The following is a 25,285-nucleotide window of genomic DNA, read 5'->3' as shown; positions in this document are numbered from 1 at the left end:
TAATCTTAGGTTTTCTTAGGTTATAAATGATTGCATTAACCTTGTTATTGATAACATTAACCCTAATGTATCTTAGTTATTGACAGTAGTAACTACCTTTCAACCCCGAAAAAGGTAAAAATGGCACGTTTGGCAGGAATATATATAGACTTTTACCGTTTCCTAAAATACCGGATACGGTATTACCGGATACGGAAACACCGGATACGGAAAATCCGGAAACTAATAGTAACAGTATTAATAATAACAGTACTAATAATACTTGTTTATCTAACGATAAACAAGACGCCAATGGCGTGCCGCCGACACCTACATATTCTGAAAATAAACCTTTCAACCCCTAAAGGTTATCAAGTATCGGATTTAATTAAAGTGGCTCCCGCCGTCTTTTTTAGGGTATCGAATAAATCGATAATGTTAAGTATTGTTAAGGTGTAAATGTAAGGTTTTGTTAGGTTACCTCGTTTAACTATCCTTTGATATATTTACGCCTCCAAATTATGCCTTTTTAGCCTTTTTAATCGTCTTTGTATAGTTTTATATGCTTTTTATGTAATCTCGGCTAAAAACGGCCTTTTTGAGCGTTACAGTTATATCATTCACTCTATACATTCCTTTATAGTTAAACCTCCAAATTATGCCTTTTTAGCCTTTTTAATCGTCTGCCTATGTTTTTATATACCTTTCATATCAACTCGTCCAGAAATAGCCTTTATGGACGTATTGGTTATAGCAGGTGTCGCCAGACTGTCTATAAGCGGATGTTGTTCTTTTTTGTTGCTAAAGGCATATAGTATCACTAGTAACAATTAAATCCTTCTCGCTTTCGCTATAAATAAAATAAATAAAAAAGGCTGGTCATCATCGTCAGATGATGAGAGTGTCTATTAATACTATTATAATGATTATTTAAGTACTTTTATATGAGTAGTACGGAAATGATAGATTGAATTCACTTTTGTACTACTTAATAAGTATCATTTTTAGTCCACTTAATACGTACTACTTAATATATCCCACTTAATAAAACTGTCTATCTCTTACTTTTGTACTACTTAATAGATTTAGCTAAATCCTTTAACTCTCTGAAAATAACTTCAACGTTATTTAAGAAGTCCCTTATAGTTCTGGTCTTTTTCGCTTGACATGATGCCGGCAATTCGTGTCTGTCTGCTGTAATATACCATCGGGCCATTTCCTGCATCTGCTCTGCTGTAAACATTTCTAAAAGCTCTGTTGCCTGTTTTACATCTCCATAATATCGCTCAATATCTTTATCCATGTGTTGCCTATACATCCACCTATAGGCACTAATAAACTTTAATCCCGGCTCGTTTTGCTTATCTTCTTTAGCCTTATCTATCTGTGCCTTTAGTCTTTCCTTCATGGCCTCGTAATTACTACGGTTATTATCATCGTCGCTTGGGTCTGCAAGCCATATAATATTATTAAACTCCCATCTGTGGTAAAGGTCTTCATACTCAAAGTAATGACTACCGTCTTTAAATGTAATCTTTTCATAAAGGTTAATAATACATTCTTCTAATTTTGATGCTCTCATATTCGTCAAGTCGCTAAATTCCTTTTTTGTTATATAAAAATCGTATTTTTCGTCTTTGTAAACTTCTTCTTTCTTGTCTTTGAATTTATCTCGTAAATAATAAATATACACAAGTGTTACTATGTCATAGCTGTCAAATCTGCCTTTCCTCATCTTGTCAAGCATAGAGTAAAAAGTATATCTATGAATTAAACTAAATCGGCCTTTCTCATTGTTTCCGCTCTCTGGGTCTTTATCCCCTTCGTCCTCTGGGCCTTCTTTATTAGCCTCTTTTATCTTTTCCACTAGGTCAAGCCATTTACTGCCTAAATACGTTGTCGCCACCGCTTGGCCTGTTGCCGGATTTCTAAAACCGGGCCTAACGTCAATATATCCTAGCTTTTGAAATTTCCTTCTAGCTCTCCTTATAGTATCTTCTTTTACGTTTAATGTAACGGCTATTGACATATCATCTTTAAAGTAATTCTCTTTCCGTTCTTGCCACTGATGAAGGTTTAACTCACTTAGAATATAAAACATATATAGCTTTTCCGTTGGTGAACACCGCTTAAAATCCTCGCTATCCTCTATCAATGCACTTGGTAAAGGAAATGAATTTACCACCTTTCCCACTCTCCTTTTGAATATGAATATTAATTATGAAAAAATAAGGTTTTTTAGGTTTTTCTGATTGTTTAAGAAGTCGTTTATATTTACCTTGAGTTCCTTGTTTATAAAGTCCTGGATAATCTTAGGCCTGTCCTCGGTATCTTCAAAAACGAAATACTTCTCCCTGTCTCCTTCCACTCGCTTAAGTTTTACCCCTTGTGTTAATAATACCGTTGCAATGTTAATTGACTTTGTCCGGTATTCTCTCACCTTTTAAACCTCCCTGAATATGAGTATTATACTGGCTTTATATTAATTATTCTAACGTTTTTATCCTTCTTGATCTGCTACATTACATTACAAAAAGGGGAATAGCCATAATAAGACTATCCCCTACCCTACCGTTCTACGCATATTTCTTTAATGGTATCTTGATATATTCCGCGTCGCTTTCGATTAGCTTTCCTTCCTCGTCAAATAGTTCATTCTCTGGTATATGTAAAGCCTCGGCTATTTCCCGTCGAAGTTTCGGCCACGGCCTCATAAAGCCGTTTATAACTTGTGAAATACTTGAAGGTGATTGATTTATCATCTGTGCTAATTCTCTTTGTGTCAATCCCTGCTCTAGTATTGCCGCCTTAAGTCTGGTCATGCTCTCAAGCCTCCTTTGCAAACTTATGTTTCCTTATATCTATTATACTATGTTTAATAGGCTATGTCCATTGATACAACTGTATTAGAAGGTATTTTTTAAGCATTTATTTTTAACATTTTATTAGCTAAGTCCTCGAAGATTGCTTTTAATGTTGCAAGTTCTACGCCTTGCCTAATTAGTCTTTCAATCGGATATTTGGCTCTCTCTTGTAATTCTTGCCATAGCTCGTCATATTCTTTTGGCACTCTTAAAACCTCCCTTCTGCAAGGATAATTTTTTATCTGTTCTAGTTGGTTTAGGCACTCTCTACTTCTCTATCAATAACTTCTTTCCCCTTTTTTAGGGCAGCCATTAAGGCCGGATACTTGTTTTTCCTCGCCTGCCCCCCTTTTTTAAGGCCTGCGAAAACTGCGGATAAAGGTTTTTAGTTCCCTTGCGTTCAAATTATCCATTCTTCCAGCCTCCCTATATATCCAGTCTGTTTATCTGCATGTTATTAAGTTTATTTAATGTTCCCTTGGCCTGCTTTAATTCACCTTTAAGCCAAAGGTCTTCGTTATCTGGCCTTAAATCATTAATAACACTTGAGGTATATACTAAAACCGCCCTCAAGATAAATTGAATGTCGTTCATGTTTAAATCTTCCATGTTTCGGCCTCCTTATATGTCTAAATTATTTAATGGATTATGCTTTTCGTTTTGCTCTTTGATAGCACTTCCAAACAGTGACACATATTTATTTGTCATGTCTAAAGTAGAGTGTCCTAATATCCGTTGTAGTGAAAAAACATCCCCACCGCTTAAAATCCAGTTCTTTGCAAATGTATGCCTGAAGGTATGAGCCGATACTCTGACATCTCTAAAGTTCATTATCTTGGCTAATCGTTTAAATATATTCCCTACGGCATTTTCAGTAAGTCTTTTCCCTGTACCGTCAGTGAACACGTTTCGCTCTGGTGTAAAGCTGTAAAAGTGTTTTTCGTTAAATAACCGCCATTCTATAAGCTCTTGTTTTAGCTTGTCGGTCAATGGTATTGTTCGCTGTCTTCTGGCCTTGCCGTATATTGTCATTTTGCTGTTTGCTAGGTCTACATCATGCCATGTTAAATTACATAGCTCCCCTCGCCTTATCCCTGTGCCTAAGAGTGTGACTATGATTGTATAATCCCTATAAGCGTAAAGGGTCATATTCCGCTGTTTTATTCTCCGGTAGTAGTTTAGCATCTGCTTAATATGATAGTCGGTAAAAGCCTCGATTTTGACGTCCGTTTTTACCTTCTGAACCTTCTTCATAGGGTTTTTTTCTATTGTTTCAATGTCGGCCATATAGTTAAAAAATACTTTAAGGTTTCCTATTTTGTGATTTAAGCTCGTTGGCCTGTTTCCCCCTTCTTCCCTGCATGAAATTAAATAGCTTTTTATATCTGCTTGGGTTACATCTTCAACGTTAATCTTTTCATTTTGCGTCAAGTATCTGTGGAAATGCTCTAATGTTACTTCATAGCTTTTTATCGTTGCAGGTGAAAGGTTTTTAAGTTTCCGGTCATCTAAAAAGTCCTTAATTGCGAATTTAAACAGCAAAAAACCGCTTACCTCCTTTCCGGTAAACGGCTTACACTAAATTTACATTAAAGCTGTCCTATATTTTTACAAGGTAAAGCAGTCATGGCACTTAAAAATGATACTTGCACTGGCCATTTTACTTTTTAGCCTGTGGATAACTGCTGTAACCTTAGATATTCTTTAAAATGGTCTGAGTGGGGGGACTTGAACCCCCGGCCTCTAGAACCCCATTCTAGCGCGCTACCAAACTGCGCCACACCCAGATATCATCACGCATTTACTATTATAAAACAAAGGAGAGACAATTTCAAGCCCTTTAGCGAATTTGATTTTTACAAAAATCTTGCGCCTGTAGAATCCGGAGACAGCACTTTGTAGGAAGACTTAATACCATTTTTAGAAAATATTTCTACCATGTGTTCGCCTAAGGCATCAGATCTTTCTCTTAAACTCAGGCATACAACTGAAGGGCCTGAGCCACTTAAAAAGCCTGCATATGCGCCTTTTGATCTTACTGTGGCAAGTATTTCATCCATACCTGGAATCAGGCGGCTTCTATATGGCTGATGGAGCCTGTCCTGACAAAAAATATCCATATCAGTAAAGTCGCCCCTTGCCATAGCAGCCACTAACATCGCAACACGACCGATGTTAAACACGGCATCTTGAAATTTAATTTCTTTAGGTAATATTTTTCTTGCATCTTCGGTCTTTAGCTCAAACTCCGGTATGCAAACCACAAATTGGAGCCAAAATGGCATCGGAAAAGTTTTATAAATTATTCTATTTTCATGTATCATGGATAAGCAAAAACCACCAAAAGTTGCGGGAACCACATTGTCAGGATGTCCTTCCATCTGTGTTGCAATTCGTATTAGCTCGATATTATCAAAAGCATCTCCCACAAGGCGGTTAGCAGCTTTCAAACCACCTACTATACATGCTGCGCTGCTCCCAAGCCCTCTAGCTATAGGAATGTTATTTTCAAGAACTATCTTTAGATGTTTATCTACACCTGCCAATTCAAGCACTTTCAGGCCCGCTTGATAAACCAAGTTAGTTTCATCAGTAGGAATCTCTTCCTTTCCTTCTCCCCTTACCTCTACAATCGGCTCATCTGAAAATCCCATTTCTATATAGTTATACAATCCTAGAGATGCTCCTAGGCAATCAAAGCCGGGACCAAAGTTTGCCGTTGTAGCAGGTACTTGTATTTTTATCACATTTCTCACTCCCCATAAATTTCATTTTCGAGTATATCGAGCCGGGGCTCAATCACAGTTGGGCTGGTTCCGTTTTTGATTGCAGTATCCGGATCCTTCAATCCATGCCCTGTAAGCACGGCAACTACTGTATCACCATCTTTTAGTTCATTCTCTTTAATCATTTTTATTATGCCCGCAAAGGAGGCTGCTGAAGCCGGCTCTACAAATACACCCTCTTTACTTGCTAAAAGTTTATATGCTTCAAGTATTTCTTCATCAGTTACTTTCCGTATCTTGCCGCCGGATTCATTAGCAGCTTCTACTGCATATTTCCAGCTTGCAGGATTTCCTATTCTTATAGCAGTAGCAATTGTTTCTGGCTTTTCGATTATTCTGTTCTCGACAATTGGCGCTGCGCCTGCTGCCTGAAAACCCATCATCTTCGGCAGTTTTTCAGTCTTTTTTAGATGATAATACTCCTTAAATCCTTTCCAGTAAGCTGTTATGTTTCCTGCATTTCCAACAGGTATAGCAAGGTAATCCGGGGCACTGCCAAGTTCGTCACATATTTCAAAGGCGGCGGTTTTTTGGCCTTCAATACGATAAGGATTAATAGAATTTACAACTGTTATAGGTTTTTTGGAAGAAATTTCTCTGACCATATTCAATGCATCATCAAAGTTGCCGTTTATAGCAATAACTTTTGCTCCATATGCAATAGCCTGAGCCAGTTTTCCCATAGCTATTGCACCGTTAGGAATAAGCACTACGCATTTTAGGCGCGCTTTTGCAGCATATGCCGCAGCCGAAGCAGATGTATTGCCTGTAGATGCGCAAATTACAGCAGTAGCTCCATCTTCAACCGCTTTTGAAACTGCAACTGTCATTCCCCTATCTTTAAAAGAACCTGTAGGATTTAGGCCTTCATATTTTAAATAAATATTTGCTCTTGTGTCTAAGTGCTCCTCTAGATTTTTTGCTCGGAGAAGTGGCGTATTTCCTTCGTTGAGCGTAATTATATTTTTTTTATCGCTGATCGGTAAGTATGAAAAGTAATTATTGATAACGCCTATTTTCTGTATCACCTAAAGCTCCCCCTCTACCCTGATGGCTGTTGCTATTTCTACTATTTGCTCATATTTGTTGATTTCAGCTAAAGCCTTTTGGAAATTCTTAAACGGCACGCTATATGTAACTACAACAATTTCTGCAGTTCCATTTATGGTATTTTTTTGAAATACTTTCGACAAGCTGATTTGATTTTCTCCAAATGCCCCTGCTATTTTCGAGAGCACACCAGGCTTATCTACCGCTTTAAGCCTTAAGTAAAATCCGCTAACCGTTTCACCGGGCGTTAAAACTTTTAGGCTGTCATAACAGGTGCAGTATATTTTATTTCCATTTTTATTGCGCACAGCTTCCATAATATCACTTACAACAGCACTTGCAGTTGGCATTTTTCCTGCTCCTAATCCGTAAAACATCACCGGACCTACAGCATCTCCCTCTACCATGATCGCATTAAATGTCCCTGAAACACTAGCTAAGGGATGATCTTTTTTCAAGAGCACGGGAGTTACTGCAACTTCAACACTGCCCTCGTTCTTCTTGCCAATTGCAACAAGTTTTATAACAGCTCCTAATTCATCTGCATATATTACATCCGAATGAGTCACGGTATCGATTCCTTCGGTATAAACCTGTTCCGGAATCACCCTGGTGTTAAATGCTATAGATGAAAGTATTGCAAGCTTTCTTGCGGCATCAAAGCCTTTTATATCATTTGTAGGATCGCTTTCAGCGTATCCGGCTGCTTGCGCCTCTTTTAAAGCTTCGTCAAAGTCTTTGTTTTGTTCTGTCATTTGAGTAAGAATATAATTTGTGGTGCCGTTCAATATACCCATAACCTTAAAAATATCATTTGCCGCAAGGCACTGTTTTAAAGGCATTATTATAGGTATACCTCCGCCCACACTAGCTTCAAACAGCAAATTTACATTTTTTTCGGCTGCAATTTTCAGTAATTCATTTCCATGTTTTGAAATAACTTCTTTATTTGCGGTAACCACATGTTTTCCCTTGTTTAATGCCTTTCTTATATAAGTAAGGGCAGGCTCTTCGCCACCCATAACTTCAACTATTACTGAAATATCTTCATCATCTAATATATCGTCAAAGCTATAGGTAATTTTATCCTTGAGCGCTATTGGTCTTTCTTTATTAGACTGTCTTACAAGAATTTTTTTTATATCTATGCGTTCCTTTATTCTTTTTTCAATTATGTCATTATTTTTTTCTATAAGTTCTACCGTCCCGGTGCCTACTGTACCAAGACCTAAAATTCCGATTTGAGCCACTCCTCTGTCTCCCTTCTATTTTCCTTAATCTATCCTTGAGCAATTATGTCGACTTTTTGGACGCCTTGTTTATTCTGAATCATTTCCAGTAATTCTTCGATATTTTGGTTCATGTTGCCGGTTTCAAAGGAAATAGTGACGCTTGCCATGTTCTGAATGGGTATATTTTGATTTATTGTAAGTATGTTGCCATGTGCCTTAGCTATTTCATCTAATATTGACGAGAGTATGCCGGGTATATGCTCTAAAAGTAAAGAAATTGTCACTATCTTGCCCATGCTGGCTTCATAAAAAGGAAAAATATAGTCTTTATACTTGTAAAAAGCACTTCTGCTCATGCCCACCATTTCAGTTGCTTGATTGACAGTCTTAGCTTTGCCGCTTCTTAAAAGTTCTTTTGCTTTTACAGTTTTTTTTAAGATTTCCGGCATTATTTCTTCTTTAATGATATAATAGCCGCCTTTTTGGACCAAGTTTCTGCCTCCCGATGTTCACAATGTAAAAACATGTATTCATATATGAGAGACATTATAGCACAACTTTTTACAAAAAACAAGGCTGTAAGTTTTTGGTTTTAATTCATTCTTGCAGGTGCAAATTTCTCTTATTTTGTGTAATATAATAGTTATAATTATATTTAAGATACGGAGGGATATGGTTGCCTAATTTGCAAGATAAAAAATCTAAGTTTCTTTTAGTATTGTTTTTTATAAACTTTTTTGGTTCTATTTATGGTTTTTATTGGTACAAAGCACAGTTATTATCGACTTTTCCAGAATATCTTAGAATTTTTGTACCTGATAGTCCTACGGCTTCTTCGCTCTTTTCTCTTGCTTTATTGCTTATTATTATAAAGAAGCCCAGCCCCTTTGTATCCCTTCTTGCATCTTGCTGGGTCATAAAATATGGGCTCTGGGCTGCAGTAATAAACACTCATTTTTTGTTGACAGGTGAAGGTTATTCATTTACTAATTTTCACCTTACATTATCCCATCTGGGTATGGCTATTGAAGGATTTTTGCTTATAAGCAAGTGCAGCTTTAGTAAGATACACTTTTTTCTTGTTGTAATTCTCATGATATCAAGTGATATCATAGATTACACTTTGGGAATCTATCCCTGGCTCTTTGCAGAAAACCAGCAAACAGTAGCTCTTGTATCAGCTGTTTTGCTCACAGCATTTATCAGCTTCTATTGTTTCATAAGACTTCGGACACAGACTAGAAAGTGAACAATTATCGCATAAAGGTTTCCTTGCACGACAAACATTGCGGCCATGATAAATCAACCAGTGATGCGCTTTTATCCACAAATCTTCAGGTATTTTTCTTTTTAAATCTTCTTCAACCTTTACTATGTCTTTTTCATCCGAAAACCCTAGGCGGTGAGCAAGCCTATATACGTGAGTATCAACTGCAAATGCAGGTTTACCAAAAGCGTTGGCTAAAATCACATTAGCAGTTTTTCTTCCTACGCCGGGAAGTTTTATTAACTCGTCGAAAGTGTCAGGGACTCGTTTATTGTACTTTTCCAAAAGTATTTTTGAGGTTTCTATTATATTTTTGCTCTTGTTTTTAAACAAGCCGCATTCTCTTATATCATTTTCTAATTCAGCCCTGTCTGCCTTCGCAAAATCTTCCGGTCCCTTATATTTTTTAAACAGTTTTTCTGTTACTTTATTTACTCGCTCATCAGTACACTGGGCAGATAAAATCGTTGCTATAAGCAATTGAAAGGGATTGTTGTGATTTAGCGCCGTAGTTGCATTTGGATACAGCTTGCTTAATTCTGATATTATTTCATTTATACGTTCTTGCTCTTTTTCATGTAACTTCATGCTTTTTTCCATTAAAAGTTTCCTTTTCATCTGTAGTAATTATATTTAAGCTGCTCTGCTCTTTTTAATCATTTCTTTTAGGACATCAATTGCTTTTCTTAACTGAATATCTTCTTGCGAAACAATTTTTTTGTATATAGCATCGTTCAGAGCTGAATAAAATTTTGAGTCAACAACGCCTGTAGCAGAAATACCAGCTTGTTTCTGAAGTGCCTTTACTGCTTGCTGTGTCCTAGGGCCAAATACGCCGTCAGGAGCAGTGCCTAGCAAGTTCAAAAACTGCAGTCTTTGTTGAACTGCCAACACATCAAGGCCGATATTTCCATATTTCAAGGTTTTTTGAGTATTTAACGGCACAAAGTCTTTTAACGGGTTTGTCTTGTCTGTTTCAACAACTATATCTGGAGTTATTCCTGTTTTATTTATGTTTGTTCCATTTGGAGTAGTGTAATGAGCTATAGTAAGTTTTATCCCACCTAGTGTTCCAAGGCTCAGTGTTCTTTGAACCATTCCTTTGCCAAATGTTCTTTCTCCAACCAAAACCCCGGCTTCCCTATCCTTGATAGCTCCGGCCAATATTTCTGATGCGCTGGCTGAACCGCCATTGACAAGCACCGCTAACTGGTAAGGAGATACTTGTGAGTTAGAATTGTATGATTGGATAGTACCGTCTTTTGAAACAATATTAACTATGGGGCCCTTATGCACAAACCGTGATGCCACTTCCACAGCTTGATCCAGATATCCTCCAGGATTATTGCGAAGATCTAACACTATACCTAATACCCCACCTTTTTTGAAACTATTAAGGGCCTTATCCAGGTTTTCAACGGTGTTCTCGTTAAATTCGCTGATTTTTATATACCCTATACCCTGACCTAAAATTTTGGCAGTAATTGGATTTGTTTTGATTATATCTCGCTCTACTTCAAACCTTAGTACTTGTCTGTCTTCGCCTCTTATGACTCCAATGTTTACCATGGTGCCCTTATCGCCTTTTATACGATCTAAGATACTTGAAAGAGGTAAATCAGTTACATTACTACCATCGATTTCAATTAACTTATCTCCCGGCTTTATACCCGCTTTTTCAGCCGGGCTTCCTTCTATTACCGAAACAACAGTTATATATTTGTCCTTTAAAGTGATTATAACTCCTATTCCTCCAAAATTCCCGCTTACTTCTTCATTAAACTCTTCAAATTCCTCTGGAGTAAAATATTCAGAATATGGGTCGTCTAGCGATTCAATCATCCCTTTTATAGCTCCTCTTAAAAGGTCTAAGTCGCTTACATCTTCCACGTAGTTTGTCTTTAAAAAATTTTCCATCTGCATTAAAAAATATATCTCATCCGGGACTTTTTCTTCGGCTGCCTTTGCGCTACTGCATAGTAAGAGGTTTACGGAGAGAAATGTTATCAAAACAATGGTAAGTGTATCTTTCAACAGCCGGCAGTGCTTTTTCATATTCTTAATACCTTCTTCCGGATAAATTTTAGTTGTCTATATTTTAACATAAAAAAGTAAAAAATGTTAAAAATATAATTCGGCTTCAGATACAAGCTCTTCCATAAGTTTTTTTACCGGAACTATTTCGCTGATTCTATAGACATTTGCCCCCGCAAAGGCAAATCCCTTATCAAAGTTTCCCCTCTGGGCGTTAATTAGGGCGTCTGCTATACAATATGGGGCTTTAGACGGATTGCATGGCTTCAAGCAATTAATCATACATTTTATTGGTTTTTTCTTGCCCGCTTCTACATCAATTAAAAATTGATTTCGTATCGCTCTGCCTATTAACCCAACAGGACTGTGTATTAATTGAATATCCTCGTATTTGGCATCTAGGTATGCTTGTTTAAATCTATCTGAAGCATCACATTCAAATGTTGCAACGAAACGTGTCCCCATTTGAACGCCGGAAGCTCCCATTTTTATTAGATCTACAATGTCCTTGCCGGTATAGACTCCGCCTGCGGCAATTACCGGTATTTTTCGCCTATAAATTAATTCGTATGGTTCGATTACCTCTAATACATCCTTTAAAATGTTTTCAAGTTGAAACTCGGGTTTATCGATTTCATCTTCCGAAAATCCAAGATGACCTCCTGCTTTAGGACCCTCCACTACAATTGCATCAGGTGCTACGTCATAATGTTTATGCCAGCTCTTGCAAATTACAGAAGCTGCCCGTCCAGAAGAGACAATAGGAACAATTTTTGTATCAGACCCTTTTGTAAATTGCGGCAAACGCAGTGGCAATCCTGCTCCTGAAAATATAATATCGACTTTTTGTTTTACTGCTTCCACCACGATTTCCTCAAAAGTGTTCAAAACTACCATGATATTTACGCCTATTATTCCACCCTTGGATATTTCTTTTGCCTTTTGTATATATGACCTTAATGCTCTCAAATTTGCTTCTTTTTTATTTCTAAAATGGTCCGGCTCATTAAACCCGGGTTCAACCGCGGAAATAACACCGATTCCTCCGTTTAATGCTACATTCCCAGCAAGAGAAGAAAGTGATATGCCAACTCCCATTCCCCCTTGCACAATGGGAACTTTAGCAACAAGATTGCCTATTTTAAGCTCTGGTAATTTCATATGGAACCTCCTAAAATATATAATATCAAGTATTAGTAGTTACTATTAATTTCTCATAACATAAGTATATAATTTATTTTTAAAAAAAGAAAGAAGGTATTAGATTGTTTTATTCACATTCTCAATTATAATTTTTGCTGAAGCATTTAGGATTTCTCTTGCCGGAACGTCCGGAAGTGCCATAAGCGCTTCCTGTGCCTTCTTAACATACCTATTTATCATATTTCTAGTGTATGCGAATCCTCCTGCTATCTCTATTATTCTTACTATTTCAGAAAATTCTCCCTCTCCTATGTTTCTAGTTTCAAGAATGCTCCTTAAATATTGGTTCTCCCCATTTTTCTTCAAAGCATATATCACAGGCAGTGTTATAACGCCGGATTTTAGGTCTGAGCCCTTCGGCTTACCTAATTTTTCAGAGTCAGCGATAAAATCAGAAAGATCATCTGCCATTTGAAAAGCCATACCTGCGTTTATGCCATAAGTATACAACTGTTTTGCTGTTTTGCAAGGAGCCTGCGAGCTGAAAGCTCCTAGTTTTGCCGATAAAGCAAACAAAACTGCAGTCTTTTTTTCAATTCGGTAAAGATAGTCCTTCAGCGTCAAATCTACATTGAAAAAATCTTCTTTTTGCTTTATTTCACCTTCACAGACTTGACTCATAGCTTTCGAAGTCTCTTTCATCACATAAGCAGGTTCATTTGCCAGGATTTCAAAAACCTTACAAAAAACATAGTCGCCGGCGTATACAGCCGCATCTTTACCAATGGCAGACTGGATACTGGGAATACCTCTTCTTGTGGGAGAATCATCAACTATATCATCATGAATCATGGATGCCATATGCAGTAGTTCTACGGCAAGAGCTAATGGTCTAGCTTTTTCGAAGTCATAATTGCCAAATCTTGCAGCTGTTAGGACAAGACCCGGCCTTAATCTTTTTCCACCCGCATTTATCATGTTTTCTAAAGGTTTTCTTATGAGCATTCTTTTTGTGTTTATGGTTTTGAGCAGATCTTCTTCTAAAACCATAAGCTCTTCTTCGATATCATTTAACAGCTCTTTAAACAATCATTTCACCACACAATATTATGTCACTTTATACTGTCTTTAGTATAGATATTTTATCAATAAATGTCTATATAGTAAATTTAATAGGTATTTTTCGCTTAAACATATTTTGTATGTTGTAAAGAATTTACTGTATGATAAACTGAATATGATAAAAAGAATTGTTTGGCTAAATTTTATTCTTGTCAAAGTATGAAACTTTTACATAACTTTGATCGTCTATATACTGATAGTTAAATATTTTGCACTTGCAAAGTAAGAAAGGAAGGTACCGCTTTGCCACTTATTGAACTAAAAAATATTTGTCGCCGTTATAAAAACGGCCAGGTCTTTATAAACGCCCTTGAAGACATTAATTTGAGCATTGAAGAAGGTGAATTTGTCTCTATCATGGGACCTTCAGGCTCTGGTAAATCTACATTGCTTAATATCTTAGGGTGCTTAGACCGACCCACTTCAGGAACATACGAAATTGCCGGCAGGCATGTCGAAAAAATGAGCGACAACATGCTGGCAGATATACGCAACCAGTTGCTAGGTTTTGTATTTCAAAGCTTTCATCTGCTGCCTGATTTAAATTCAATTGAAAACGTAGAGCTGCCCCTTATTTATAGGGGATTGAGCGGAAGCGCAAGGCGCAAGCGGGCAACCGCAGCCTTGGAAGCAGTCGGTCTTAAAGAACGTATTTATCATAGGCCTTCTCAGCTTTCAGGAGGTGAACAGCAGCGTGTAGCAATCGCTAGAGCCATCGCCGGTGATCCTAAATTGCTTTTAGCTGATGAACCTACCGGCGCGCTTGATTCCAAAAATAGTGAAAGCATAATGGCAATTTTTCAAGATTTAAATACAAAAAGGGGAATTACTGTTATTCAAGTTACGCATGAAAAAAGTGTGGCTGAATACGGTCATACAATATTTCACTTAAAAGACGGCAAGATTGAACATATAGAAAATGTTGCAAATGTAACTATATAAAAATTTAATAATATATTTGGGGGTTATATTAATATGGCGCAGCGCATTTTAACGATTGCATTGATTGTAGTTATTGTAATGGGAGGGGGATTTTACGCCTATAAAGAGCTTTTACCTCCGCCGAAAGAAGAGTCCCAGGGACCGATTTATTCTACTAAACCTGTAACAAAAGGTGATATAAGCGTCGGTGTAAATGTAACAGGCCCTTTGAATCCTTCAAGGAGTGGAAGTATACAGGCTCCGGGCATGCGCAATTATTATGACGTATCATCAAGTAATATTCAATATACTCTAGTTGAAATTTTAGCCGAAGAAGGCACTGAGGTTAAAATGGGTCAAGTCATTGCAAGGCTTGCAGCTCCCGAACTTCAAAGTAAAATCAAAAATGCTCAGGACGAACTGGAAAGCGCAAAAAAGTTTTTATCTGATTTGACCGGTCTTCCTCCGGAAAATTTATCCGAAATAAATCCTTCCCAGGGTGTAATCTTGAGAGCACCAATCGATGGAAGAGTATCCGGCCTTTCAGTAGCTGAAAGTCAAGAAGTAAAGCAAGGTAATATCGTGGCAAGAATAGTGGATGATTCTCACTTTAAAATAGATGCAAAACTTTACGCCGACGAATTTAGCAGAGTAAAGCTCGGTCAAAAGCTTGCTTTGAGATTTTCTGCTTTTGACGGTATATATTACGGAAATGTAACAGATATAAATCCTAACCCAATTCCCGATGGCGACGAAGAAAATCCTGCTAAGGGTTTTGTATATATTATAACTGTAGAAGGTAAAAATCCGGGTTTGGTAAAACCAGGACTTGCAGTCTACGTAGGAATTCCTTTAGACGAAAATAATGCTACCAGAGTATCATGGTTTGCAAATCCTACTACTGTTGCAGGTTTTGTTAAAGAAGAAAGGGTTTTATCAACGGTTGAAGCAATAGCAACCCAAGTCTATGTCAAAGAAATGCAGGCTGTTAAAAAAGGCGATCCTATTGTATCTCTTGCAGGCTCTGATGTTCAAAAATCTATCCAGGAGCAGTTAGATAAGGTGCGTGAAAAAGAATTTGAACTTTCTCAGCTTTACTCTCAAATGGGTCAAACCGAGGTCAGAGCTCCGATGGATGGTATTATAGCAAGCTGGGAAACCCAGATAGGAGCTCAAGTCAATTCCGGAGATTGGATGGGATATGTATTTAATACAAGTGACATGGACTTATGGGCAGAAGTTGACGATATCGATGTATTAATGATAAAACAAGGTTCCCCGGTTAAAGTCACAGTCGATGCCCTCCCTAATGAAACTTTTGAAGGTGAAGTTATACACGTTGATACAATGGGTCAAGATTCTAAAGGGATTACTAAATTTGCTGTAGATATTGCAGTAAAAGGCGGTCCAAATTTAAGGCCCGGTATGCAAGCCAGAGGCTATATAGACTCCGGAAGTGCAAAAAATGTCCTTCTTGTTCCGCTAGAAGCAGTATTTGAAGAAGATGGCATTCAGAAGGTGGAAGTTTTGAATCCGGATGGAACAACAAAAGCAATACCGGTAAAGCTTGGTTTAATGAATGACAAAGTAGCTGAAGTAAAAAGCGGTTTAGAGGAAGGCCAACTTGTGATAACCGGAAGCAGTGCAGATTTGTTGCCAAGTCAGCATATAGGTAATAAGGATTCTATCATTCCTTCTAATGATGAAGAAAAAAATGGTGACAATAGCGGCACAAAGGATAAAAACGGTACAGATAGTAAAAAAGTGCCGGCAACCAGCGGGGAGTGAATAATATGCAAAAAACATCTCGATTGCTCTCTGCTTTGACCCGCTTTTGGTTTGCTGCAAAAATGGCAGCCCATGGTATCTTAGTGCATCCGATGCGCTCGGCTCTTACCGTTCTTGGCGTTGCAATTGGTGTGGCTTCTGTGGTAAGCCTCATGGGGATAGGAGAAGGCGCAAGGCAGGCTGTTGTGGCACAATTTGAAAGTTTAGGCTCAAATGTCATCGACATAAAGGCAAACGATCCATCTGTTGAATTTGATCCTGATGATGTAAAGGATTTGGTAGAAAGAGTGGATGGCATGGACATGGCAACACCTGTTGTTCCTACAAAAGCTGTAATGCGTTGGAGGCGCGCAAGAGGAACAGTGGATATATTAGGTGTAAATAGTGATTTTCCGAAGATAAGAGATAATGATTTAGTTTCGGGGCACTTTTTTACAGAGCTTCATGTAGCCCAGAGGTCTCCAGTAGTGGTGCTAGGCTATAACATGGGTGCGGGCTTGATGGGTGGTCGTAATCCGGTGGGGCAAGTAATAACTTTAAACGGGACAACTTTTCGTATCATTGGAGTACTCGCCCCAAAAGGCATCGGAAAGGCCGATGGCATTGATGACAAACTAGTGATACCTTATACTACTGCACTAAAAATTGCGGATAAAAAAACCGTTGCAGAAATCTGGGGCAAGGCTGAAAGCCCTGCAAAAGCAGATCTTGCCGTAGTCCAGCTAGGGCGAATATTTAAAAGAAAACTGGGGCTGGATCAAAGTGCGCCAACAACCTTGTCTCCGAGCGAAAACGAAAGCGGCACAGAAGAAGGTTTGAACGGCGAAGCCGGTAGTATGTCTTCACCAACTGAAGAAGCCATTCCGGAAGGCAATAGCGGGGAAGAATCAACACAAATTCCATTAATAGCCGGTAGTGAAGATTTAATCACAATCACAAATCTTAACCAGTTAGTCCAAGAAGCAGATCAGGCTAATCGTGTTATGACTTTATTGCTCGGCGGTATAGCGGCAGTATCACTACTGGTTGGCGGACTTGGAATAATGAACATTATGCTTGTGGCGGTCACAGAACGTACTCAAGAAATAGGCGTGCGTCGTGCTTTAGGTGCAAAGCAAATAGACTTGTTGATTCAGTTCTTGTTAGAGGCACTTTACGTAAGTGGAATTGGCGCTATAGCAGGCACTGCAGGCGGTATTTGGGGGCTAAATGTTTTTAGCCGTTACGGTTTTGAAACTGCAATCAGCTTTGAGGCAATAAAAATTGCGGTAACTGTGGCACTGACTTCCGGACTCTTGTTTGGAATCTATCCTGCGATTTCGGCATCATCTGTTCCTCCTATTGAAGCTTTAAGGCGGCAATAAAACTTTTGTAACCCTTTAGTTGTGATTCTGCTGTAACAAGAATAACAAAACTTTACTTCGGATTAGGGCGCTGCCCTTGAAAAAAGTTGCATTAAAAACGAAATAGTAATAAAAAAAGAGCAGCTAAATTTGGATTCTTTTCTCTGTTCAGTAGACAGGAAATTAGACAGTCCAATCAGTAGCTGCTCTTAACTTTTAAGCGATAGTTATATTATTTTTGAAGTCATTGTATCTGAAGCCAATCTGTCTTTTATTAAAGTTCTTACATAGCCTATCATATAAAGTGAACCTGCAAAAACAATCATATCTTCTTTAGAATTTATAAGTGATAAGGCAAGGTTTAGAGCATCTTCGATCTTTTCTCTGGAATATATAGGAATTTCCGCAGGTACTTTACCCGGTAATATATATTGGCGGTCATTATCATTTATTTCTATTGTCTTTTCATCAAGCATTTCGCAAATAGTGCAAGCCAGTTCTGAAGCGTTGAGAGCTCTAGGGCTAAGCGGTGCTGTAGTTATTACCATATCCGCAATCGGAACTATTTCCTTTAGCATTTCTTTATAGTCTTTATCTTTTAAAATACCTAAGACTAGAATCTTTTTCTTATCTTTATAATATCTTATTAAAGCATCTTTTAAAGTTTTTATTCCTGCTATATTATGGGCCCCGTCAATTAAAATCAGCGGTTTTTGTGAGATTCTTTCCAGCCTTCCCGGCCACCTTGCATTCTTAAGTCCTGCATATATAGCTTCGCGCTTTATATCAATTCCATACACATTCAGAACATCAACTGCAGTAACGGCAGTTGCAGCATTGCTTAACTGGTGTCTCCCTATTAAATGAATTTCAAGATTTTTAAACTCTTCCGCAGGGGTCTTTAAATCAAAAATCAGGCCATCATCATTATCGCTTACTAATTTGTAAGTTGCAGTATCATGTAAGTCGAAATCTTTGCTGATACTTTCTTCACCAATTACCTTAAGCAACCTGCAATTTAAGTTTTTACATGTCTCTTCTATTACCTGCAGTGCTTCAGGTTCTTGAGGGCTTGTAACTACAGGAACTCCGGGCTTTATAATACCGCATTTTTCTTTTGCAATAGCAGAAAGTGTATTACCTAGATACTCTTGATGATCAAAACTGATAGGAGTTATGACGCTGACCAAAGGAGTTACAACATTTGTAGCATCCAGCCTGCCGCCCATCCCCACTTCCAGTACAAGAAAATCTACGGCCTGTTCATAAAAATATAAAAAGCCTATTGCAGTAACGACCTCGAATTCAGTAGGAGAACCTATGTTATTTTCTCTCATATAAAAAACTGCTTTTTGCACCTTGTCTGTAAGTCTTGCAAGATCGTCATCAGATATGTTTTTTCCATTAACTTGTATTCTCTCGTTAAAAACTTCCAAATATGGAGAAGTGTAAAGTCCAACTTTGTAGCCATCGGACCTTAGGATAGAATCTATCATAGCGCATGTAGATCCTTTTCCATTAGTGCCGGCAACATGAATTATTTTCATATCTTTATGTGGATTCCCTAAAATCTCTAAGAGCTTTGTGATATTCTCAAGACCTAATTTTGTTCCAAAAGCATTTAAACCGTGGATAAAATCTAATGCCTGATTGTAATTCAGCATATATTCTCCCCTTCTATTTTGGCAAAATTCAGCAGTACCTATTCCGCCAGCATGTCTTTCATCATTTCAAGTCTTGCTACCACCTTCTCTAGCATTTCCTGATAATCTTTTTGTTTTTGCTTTTCTTTTTCAACTATATCCTTTGGAGCTTTTTCAATAAAGCCCGGATTACTTAACTTTTTGCTTGTCCTCTCGATTTCTTTCTCTAAATTTAATTTTTCTTTTTCGAGCCTTGCAATTTCTGTATCTAAATCTACAAGCCCTTCCATTGGAATAAAAATTTCTGCACCTTTTATCACACAAGACACAGCTTTGTGAGGGACTTGAAGATCTTCCTTACCAAATTCCATTTCTGATACCTTTGCCAGACTGTAAATAATATCTAAATTACTGCTTAGTATTTGCTCTGTCATGGGATTTGTTATTCTGACTAATGCAGATGCTTGTTTTGCAGGAGGAACATTCATTTCTGCGCGTATATTTCTAATACCTCTTACGGCATCCATTACTAATTCCATTTCGTTAGCATCTTCAAAATCCCAATCCGCTTTATATTCGGGCCAGGAGGATACCATTATGCTTACTCCTTCATGAGGTATATGCTGCCAAATTTCTTCAGTTATAAAGGGCATAAAGGGATGCAATAATTTTAAGGCTCGTTCAATTACCTCAACTAAAACCCGCTGTGTTGTTCTTCTATTCTCTTCATTTTTACCGTATAAATCAATTTTTGCCATTTCAATATACCAATCGCAAAATTCACTCCAGAAAAAGTCATAAATTTTTTGAGCCGCAAGGCCTATCTCGAATTTTTCAAGTGAATCTGTAACATCGCGCGTTATATCATTTATTCTCTTTAGTATCCAGCGGTCTTTTAAGGCTAATTTATCTAAATTAAGCTCTCCCGGTGTAAAATCTTCCAGATTCATTATAACAAATCGCGATGCATTCCAAATCTTATTCGCAAAATTGCGGCTTGACTCTACTTTTTCCCATGAAAATCTCATATCATTGCCGGGGGCATTTCCTGTGCACAGTGTAAATCGCAAGGTATCTGCTCCGTATTTATCAATTACTTCTAAGGGATCGATGCCATTGCCTAATGACTTGCTCATTTTTCTGCCTTGCGCATCGCGGATTAAACCTGTTATGACAACATATTCAAAAGGAGGTTCCTTCATAAACTCCATAGCCATAAAGATCATTCTTGCTACCCAGAAAAATATGATATCATATGCGGTAACTAAAACAGAGGTGGGATAAAAGTAATCTAAATCAGGCGTATCTTCTGGCCACCCCAGAGTAGAAAACGGCCATAGAGCTGAACTAAACCATGTATCTAACACGTCCGGGTCTTGCTCCACACTGCTGCTGCCGCACTTGGGGCATGTCTTAATATCTTCTCTTGATACTATCGTCTCACCGCAGTCGCGGCAGTACCATGCGGGAATCCTGTGTCCCCACCATAGCTGCCTGGATATGCACCAGTCCCTTATATTCTCCAACCAATTCATGTATATTTTTGCAAATCTTTCAGGGATAAACTTTACTTCACCTTCAGTTACCACATCAATTGCCGGTTTTGCCAACGGTTCCATTTTTACAAACCACTGTTTAGAAACTACCGGCTCCACAATAGTATGACAGCGATAGCAGTGTCCTACACTGTGGCTTATATCTTCTGCTTTTTCAAAAAGTCCTTCCTTCTCCAATTCGTCAATAAGTGCTTTTCTGCAAGCAAATCTGTCCATTCCTTGAAATTTGCCTGCTTTTTCATTCATGCATCCGTTTTCGTCAATAACGATGATTATCGGTAAACTATGGCGCACACCCATATCAAAGTCGTTCGGATCATGACCGGGTGTTACTTTTACTGCTCCTGTGCCAAACTCCATATCAACATAAGAATCGGCAATTATAGGTATTTCTCTTTTTACAATTGGTAGTATTAAAGTTTTTCCAACTACATCTTTGTAGTGCGTATCATTGGGATTTACGGCTACTGCTGTATCTCCTAAGATTGTTTCGGGTCTTGTTGTAGCCACAGTTATATAACCTGAACCATCCTTAAACGGATATTTAACATAATACAGCTTATCTATTCGGTCTTCGTGCTCTACTTCTATATCAGAAAGCGTGGTTTTACAAGTGGGACACCAGTTTACAATATAGTCGCCCCGATATATTAACCCCTTTTCATAAAGCCGGACAAATACCTCTCTGACCGCCTTACTAAGCCCCTCATCCATAGTAAATCTGAGCCTTGACCAGTCGCAGGATGAACCTAGTTTTTTTAGCTGAGTTATAATTCTGTCTCCATACTTTTCTTTCCATGCCCAAACTCTTTCTAAGAATTTTTCTCTTCCTAAATCATATTTAGACAAGCCTTCCTCTGCCAATTGTTCTTTAACTTTTGCTTCAGTAGCTATGCCGGCGTGGTCTGTTCCCGGAAGCCAAAGCGCAGAATAACCTTGCATTCTTTTAGTTCTAATCAATATATCCTGCAGTGTATTATTTAATGCATGCCCCATATGGAGCTGTCCAGTTACATTTGGCGGAGGAATAACAATTGTAAAAGGTTCTTTGTTCGGATCTATTTCGGCATGAAAAAAATTTTCTCTTTCCCAAAATTTATACCATTTATCTTCTACTTCATTTGGATCATAGACAGAAGGTAATTCTTTTTGCATCTTACACACTCCTATTATTTGCTATAAATTATTTTTTATGACGCTCGGCAGCATCAAAAAAGTCCTTCATCCTTCAAAGGACGAAAGACCTGCTTTCGCGGTACCACCTTATTTCCAATACCGGCAACTTTAAACTTTTAACGCAGTAAACCGTCCATGACTACTTCTTTGTTCGTCAGGGATGCTCCAGGGCGACATTCAAAGCTAATTTCGAAAGGCTTTCAGCCTAGACCTTTCTCTCTTTTAACCTAGCTTTTACTCCTCCCTTTCAAAGCAGTTGCTTATTTTATTCTACTTATGCAGCAAGGCTTTGTCAATACTAGATAACACCTGTTGTAATCAATAAAATCATAACAATTCCCAAGATAATTCGATAATACGCAAAAGGTTTTAAGGAATGTTGTTTTAGATATGTAAGAAAGGCATCTACGGCAAAAAGTGCAACTATAAATGACACTACAAAACCTACGCCCAGTGCCTGAAATTGCTGTAAAGTAGTAGTTGAAAAGCCCTTGGCAAGCGAAAAAGCGGTAGCGGCTATCATGGTCGGAATAGCAAGAAAGAATGAAAACTCTGCTGCGGCTTTCACCGACAGACCTGCTGCCATGCCGCCCATAATAGTTGATGCAGATCTTGACATGCCGGGAATTAATGATAAGCATTGACCTATGCCAATTATAAAAGCCTGCTTCAAATCTACTTTATCCATGTCGTTTAAACCGCCGCGGCCAAAAATACCTTCAGCCACTATCATTAAAAACCCGCCTACTATTAATGCTATTGCAACAGTAAATGATGAAAATAGATATTTTTCTACAATATCATTAATTAATAAGCCTATAATCGCCGCCGGTAAGAAAGCGACGAAAATTTTAAGCCATAATTTAAAACCTCTATCGCCTGGTCTAAGATGCCTTAATGAATCAATTATTTTATATCTGTAATAAAAAATTACTGCCAGGATAGCTCCCAACTGAATAACAATTTCAAACATTGTATAAAAGCTATCGCCTTTAAAGTTTATGAAGTCTCCTACAATAATCATATGGCCTGTAGAAGATATTGGAAGAAACTCTGTAAGACCCTCAACTACACCCATCAGTGCAGCTTTAAGAAGTAAACTCATGATGCCCCTCCTTGTAGTGTTACCTTATCTTTTTTATTATACCATATCTTTTGCCGGCTTCAAGATTGATTAAATCTTCTTCAGGCCTTTGTGTTAATTTTAAATTATATCTGGTATGATATATTAAGTAATGTTACCTTAGAAGGAGGCTGCCGCTTTGCTTATTGAAACGGTTCAAGATTTGATTAAAGATGTCGATGGGGTATGTAGCGTAGTAATTGATAGTACCTGGTCTGATGAAAAAATTTTTATAAACGAAGACAAGATAATGTCTTCTGCAAGCATTATAAAACTTTGGATTTTATGGAAACTGTATGCCGAATCTGAAAGGCGAGACATTGACCTTAAGAAAAAAATCATTCCTCTAAAAGATGAAAATAAGACCACAGGGGCAGGGGTGCTTCAGTATATGAACTCCGGCCTTAACCTTTCCCTTCATGATTATGCAACTTTAATGATAACTTTAAGCGATAATACCGCTACCAATATTCTTATTGATTATCTTGGTATGGAATCTATAAATCAGGAAATTAAAAAACTCGGAATGCCTAATACTTGCCTTCAAAGAAAAATGATGGATATGAAGGCCCGTTCTTGCGGTAAAGATAATCTTACTTCAGCTAAAGACATATACGACTTTTTTGTAAAACTGCTAAAAGGCCATGATATTTCTGCTCAATCGCGAAATGAAATGATCGATATGCTTCTTTGCCAGCAGTTTAACGACAGACTAAGCCTATACTTGCCGGAGGATATTCAATTTGCTCATAAAACAGGCGGACTTTTCGGGATCGAACATGATGCAGGCATATTTTTTATAAATGATACTAAAGTAATAATTGTTGTTATGATGAGTAATCTCAAGAATAATGCTGACGGATTAAAAGTCCATAACGCATTAGGGGCTGCAGTTTATAATTATTTTCTCAATCAGTAGTCGTTTTTTACCATTTGATTCATTTTCATGTAGAGAAAAAGTGCAATTAGCTCTACTGCACAAGTAAAAATTTTTATAGCTCCGAGTTGATTCAGATTATAAAGGTAGCCTGTAAAGGCGGAACCGCCTAAAAGAGCTAGACCATAGCAGGCATTAAATATTCCGTAGCTTGTGCCGCGTTTGTTAAAGGGTGTTATGTCAGCTATAGCCGAGCGCATAATCGTTTCATGAACCCCTATTATAATTCCAAAAATTATCATGCCTAAAATAATCATCGTAGTAGATTTGCCAAGTGCCAAAAACGGAATTAAGAGGGTGATAGCCGGAATAGCGCCAAGCACTGCTAATCCGCCGGTTTTTGTTCCTATTCTTCTTTTCATTTGATCATAAGCTCTTCCTATAATAATAGCAGTTATGGCATCTACAATCATAGCAACTGAATATAGTAACGTAATATTCCCATCTGATAGTAATCTATTTGCCTTTAAATGGTAGCCAATAATACTGAAATTAAGAAATCCTAAAGTGCAAAAGAAGGTAAAAGCAGTATAAATCCAAAATGTAGGCCTGAGACTTTCACTTTGAAATTGTCTTTGTTTTATAACCGGAATTAGTTTTTCTCTTTCGGTTTGAAGGTATGCAAAAGTTACAAAAAGCATTAGGGCAACAAAAGGAATCATCAAAACTTTGTAACCTAACTGATATTCAGCAATCTCACTGTTTTTTGAAAGGTAAAATGCTAAGGTAAAAATTAAGGGGCCGGCAAATGCTCCCAGTTGATCCAAGGCTTCCTGAAGACCAAAGGCAAATCCTGTCCCTACCTGATTTTCCGCAACTGCAGATAATATTGTATCTTTCGCCGGGTTGCGCAAAGATTTTCCTATTCGTTCTACTAAAATAAGCACAACGAGAAAGTTCCAGTTTGTAGTAAGGCCCATTAAAGGCACTGCGATGAGCATTCCATACCCTATAAAAATAAAAAGCCAGTGTTTTCCGGTTTTGTCTGACAAAATACCTGCTATTAAGCGTAGAAAATATCCTAAAAATTCACCTATGCCAAAAACCAGGCCTACTTGAGCTGCATTAATACCAATTAGCTCAAAATATTGACTATTTGCACTTCTAGCACTTTCATATACCATATCTCCTAACAGACTTATAATACCGAATATTATTATAACTCGAATTGCCGTTTTTGAAGAATGATTTACAATTTTTCTATTCACAATTGCGCCTCATTTCTATAAGGATTTGTAGAAATAAGCGGGATAAATATCGATTATAATTATATCATATGAGGAAAATTCAATAAACGGCTTTTTTGCTATTGACAGTGCAA

At 37.7% G+C, this 25,285-nt stretch carries 24 protein-coding genes, 1 tRNA gene and 1 other annotated feature; of the genes, 5 read left to right on the top strand and 20 right to left on the bottom strand.

Translation table 11 applies throughout. From position 1 onward, the window contains the following. Positions 1-674 precede the first annotated feature (674 nt). The 12 genes from TSYNT_RS12055 to TSYNT_RS10295 form a co-directional block, all read right to left on the bottom strand. Positions 675-809, bottom strand: a complete 135-nt coding sequence (locus TSYNT_RS12055) for a hypothetical protein (RefSeq protein WP_272947407.1) — start codon at positions 807-809, stop codon at positions 675-677. 242 nt (positions 810-1,051) lie between these two features. Continuing rightward, positions 1,052-2,164 carry a hypothetical protein gene (locus TSYNT_RS10340; RefSeq protein ID WP_059033768.1) on the bottom strand — a complete coding sequence of 371 codons (1,113 nt, stop codon included), beginning with the start codon at positions 2,162-2,164 and terminating at the stop codon, positions 1,052-1,054. 33 nt (positions 2,165-2,197) lie between these two features. Continuing rightward, positions 2,198-2,419, bottom strand: a complete 222-nt coding sequence (locus TSYNT_RS10335) for a DUF5659 domain-containing protein (protein ID WP_059033766.1) — start codon at positions 2,417-2,419, stop codon at positions 2,198-2,200. Positions 2,420-2,555: 136 nt separating this feature from the next. Beyond that, complete coding sequence (locus tag TSYNT_RS10330; RefSeq protein WP_059033764.1) at positions 2,556-2,801, bottom strand: helix-turn-helix domain-containing protein; 246 nt, start codon at positions 2,799-2,801, stop codon at positions 2,556-2,558. Between the two features lie 98 nt (positions 2,802-2,899). After that, on the bottom strand, positions 2,900-3,049 hold the full coding sequence (locus tag TSYNT_RS11845; protein WP_162781000.1) for a hypothetical protein: 150 nt from the start codon (positions 3,047-3,049) through the stop codon (positions 2,900-2,902). A gap of 220 nt (positions 3,050-3,269) precedes the next feature. After that, positions 3,270-3,452, bottom strand: a complete 183-nt coding sequence (locus TSYNT_RS10325; RefSeq protein ID WP_059033763.1) for a hypothetical protein — start codon at positions 3,450-3,452, stop codon at positions 3,270-3,272. A gap of 12 nt (positions 3,453-3,464) precedes the next feature. Next, positions 3,465-4,385 carry a tyrosine-type recombinase/integrase gene (locus tag TSYNT_RS10320; protein ID WP_059033761.1) on the bottom strand — a complete coding sequence of 307 codons (921 nt, stop codon included), beginning with the start codon at positions 4,383-4,385 and terminating at the stop codon, positions 3,465-3,467. Positions 4,386-4,553: 168 nt separating this feature from the next. Next, positions 4,554-4,630, bottom strand: a tRNA-Pro gene (locus tag TSYNT_RS10315). Between the two features lie 69 nt (positions 4,631-4,699). Beyond that, positions 4,700-5,590, bottom strand: coding sequence for a homoserine kinase (thrB, locus tag TSYNT_RS10310; protein WP_059033759.1), 891 nt, complete (start codon positions 5,588-5,590; stop codon positions 4,700-4,702). A gap of 5 nt (positions 5,591-5,595) precedes the next feature. Further along, complete coding sequence (gene thrC / locus TSYNT_RS10305) at positions 5,596-6,657, bottom strand: threonine synthase (protein ID WP_202859771.1); 1,062 nt, start codon at positions 6,655-6,657, stop codon at positions 5,596-5,598. Continuing rightward, entirely contained in the window at positions 6,658-7,929 is a 1,272-nt protein-coding gene (locus tag TSYNT_RS10300) for a homoserine dehydrogenase (RefSeq protein WP_059033757.1), read from the bottom strand. 29 nt (positions 7,930-7,958) lie between these two features. Beyond that, a complete protein-coding gene (locus TSYNT_RS10295; protein WP_059033755.1) occupies positions 7,959-8,402 on the bottom strand; it encodes an ACT domain-containing protein in 444 nt (147 codons plus the stop codon). Between the two features lie 185 nt (positions 8,403-8,587). Between TSYNT_RS10295 and TSYNT_RS12135 the strand changes: the two genes are divergently transcribed. Then, positions 8,588-9,160 (top strand): DUF1405 domain-containing protein, encoded by a 573-nt coding sequence (locus tag TSYNT_RS12135; RefSeq protein ID WP_162780999.1) that lies wholly within the window; start codon positions 8,588-8,590, stop codon positions 9,158-9,160. On the opposite strand, the gene nth is transcribed toward TSYNT_RS12135, so the two are convergent. From nth to TSYNT_RS10270, 4 genes are all read right to left on the bottom strand, one after another. Then, complete coding sequence (nth, locus tag TSYNT_RS10285) at positions 9,089-9,766, bottom strand: endonuclease III (RefSeq protein WP_059034323.1); 678 nt, start codon at positions 9,764-9,766, stop codon at positions 9,089-9,091. The two genes, TSYNT_RS12135 and nth, sit on opposite strands and share 72 nt — an antisense overlap. Positions 9,767-9,811: 45 nt before the next feature. Next, positions 9,812-11,233, bottom strand: a complete 1,422-nt coding sequence (locus TSYNT_RS10280; RefSeq protein ID WP_059033753.1) for a S41 family peptidase — start codon at positions 11,231-11,233, stop codon at positions 9,812-9,814. Positions 11,234-11,299: 66 nt separating this feature from the next. Then, positions 11,300-12,373: an NAD(P)H-dependent flavin oxidoreductase gene (locus TSYNT_RS10275; protein WP_059033751.1), complete on the bottom strand. Its 1,074-nt coding sequence runs from the start codon at positions 12,371-12,373 to the stop codon at positions 11,300-11,302. Between the two features lie 99 nt (positions 12,374-12,472). Next, entirely contained in the window at positions 12,473-13,444 is a 972-nt protein-coding gene (locus tag TSYNT_RS10270; RefSeq protein ID WP_059033748.1) for a polyprenyl synthetase family protein, read from the bottom strand. A 276-nt stretch (positions 13,445-13,720) separates the two neighbouring features. Here TSYNT_RS10270 and TSYNT_RS10265 point away from each other — a divergent pair, with 276 nt between their 5' ends. From TSYNT_RS10265 to TSYNT_RS10255, 3 genes are read left to right on the top strand one after another with little or no spacing between them, the layout of a single operon-like run. After that, a complete protein-coding gene (locus tag TSYNT_RS10265) occupies positions 13,721-14,419 on the top strand; it encodes an ABC transporter ATP-binding protein (RefSeq protein WP_059033746.1) in 699 nt (232 codons plus the stop codon). Between the two features lie 33 nt (positions 14,420-14,452). Further along, positions 14,453-16,186, top strand: a complete 1,734-nt coding sequence (locus tag TSYNT_RS10260; RefSeq protein WP_059033744.1) for an efflux RND transporter periplasmic adaptor subunit — start codon at positions 14,453-14,455, stop codon at positions 16,184-16,186. A 5-nt stretch (positions 16,187-16,191) separates the two neighbouring features. Next, complete coding sequence (locus TSYNT_RS10255) at positions 16,192-17,550, top strand: ABC transporter permease (RefSeq protein ID WP_059033742.1); 1,359 nt, start codon at positions 16,192-16,194, stop codon at positions 17,548-17,550. A 206-nt stretch (positions 17,551-17,756) separates the two neighbouring features. Here the strand turns inward: TSYNT_RS10255 and TSYNT_RS10250 are convergent, their stop codons facing one another. The 3 genes from TSYNT_RS10250 to TSYNT_RS10240 all read right to left on the bottom strand — a co-directional run bounded on the left by TSYNT_RS10250 (position 17,757) and on the right by TSYNT_RS10240 (position 23,009). Further along, complete coding sequence (locus TSYNT_RS10250; protein ID WP_174221099.1) at positions 17,757-19,190, bottom strand: bifunctional folylpolyglutamate synthase/dihydrofolate synthase; 1,434 nt, start codon at positions 19,188-19,190, stop codon at positions 17,757-17,759. Positions 19,191-19,231: 41 nt separating this feature from the next. Further along, positions 19,232-21,883: a valine--tRNA ligase gene (locus TSYNT_RS10245; protein ID WP_059033738.1), complete on the bottom strand. Its 2,652-nt coding sequence runs from the start codon at positions 21,881-21,883 to the stop codon at positions 19,232-19,234. Positions 21,884-21,956: 73 nt separating this feature from the next. After that, positions 21,957-22,164, bottom strand: a binding site (T-box leader). 38 nt (positions 22,165-22,202) lie between these two features. Next, complete coding sequence (locus TSYNT_RS10240; protein WP_059033736.1) at positions 22,203-23,009, bottom strand: undecaprenyl-diphosphate phosphatase; 807 nt, start codon at positions 23,007-23,009, stop codon at positions 22,203-22,205. 157 nt (positions 23,010-23,166) lie between these two features. Between TSYNT_RS10240 and TSYNT_RS10235 the strand changes: the two genes are divergently transcribed. Further along, positions 23,167-23,946, top strand: coding sequence for a serine hydrolase (locus TSYNT_RS10235; RefSeq protein WP_059033735.1), 780 nt, complete (start codon positions 23,167-23,169; stop codon positions 23,944-23,946). On the opposite strand, the gene TSYNT_RS10230 is transcribed toward TSYNT_RS10235, so the two are convergent. After that, positions 23,940-25,172 (bottom strand): MFS transporter, encoded by a 1,233-nt coding sequence (locus TSYNT_RS10230; protein WP_238142705.1) that lies wholly within the window; start codon positions 25,170-25,172, stop codon positions 23,940-23,942. The two genes, TSYNT_RS10235 and TSYNT_RS10230, sit on opposite strands and share 7 nt — an antisense overlap. Positions 25,173-25,285 lie beyond the last annotated feature (113 nt).

Origin of the sequence: Tepidanaerobacter syntrophicus, assembly GCF_001485475.2 — a bacterium.
Lineage (GTDB): Bacteria > Bacillota > Thermosediminibacteria > Thermosediminibacterales > Tepidanaerobacteraceae > Tepidanaerobacter > Tepidanaerobacter syntrophicus.
The sequence above is the reverse complement of the archived record's forward strand: the minus strand, read 5'-3'. Positions and strand labels throughout refer to the sequence as shown.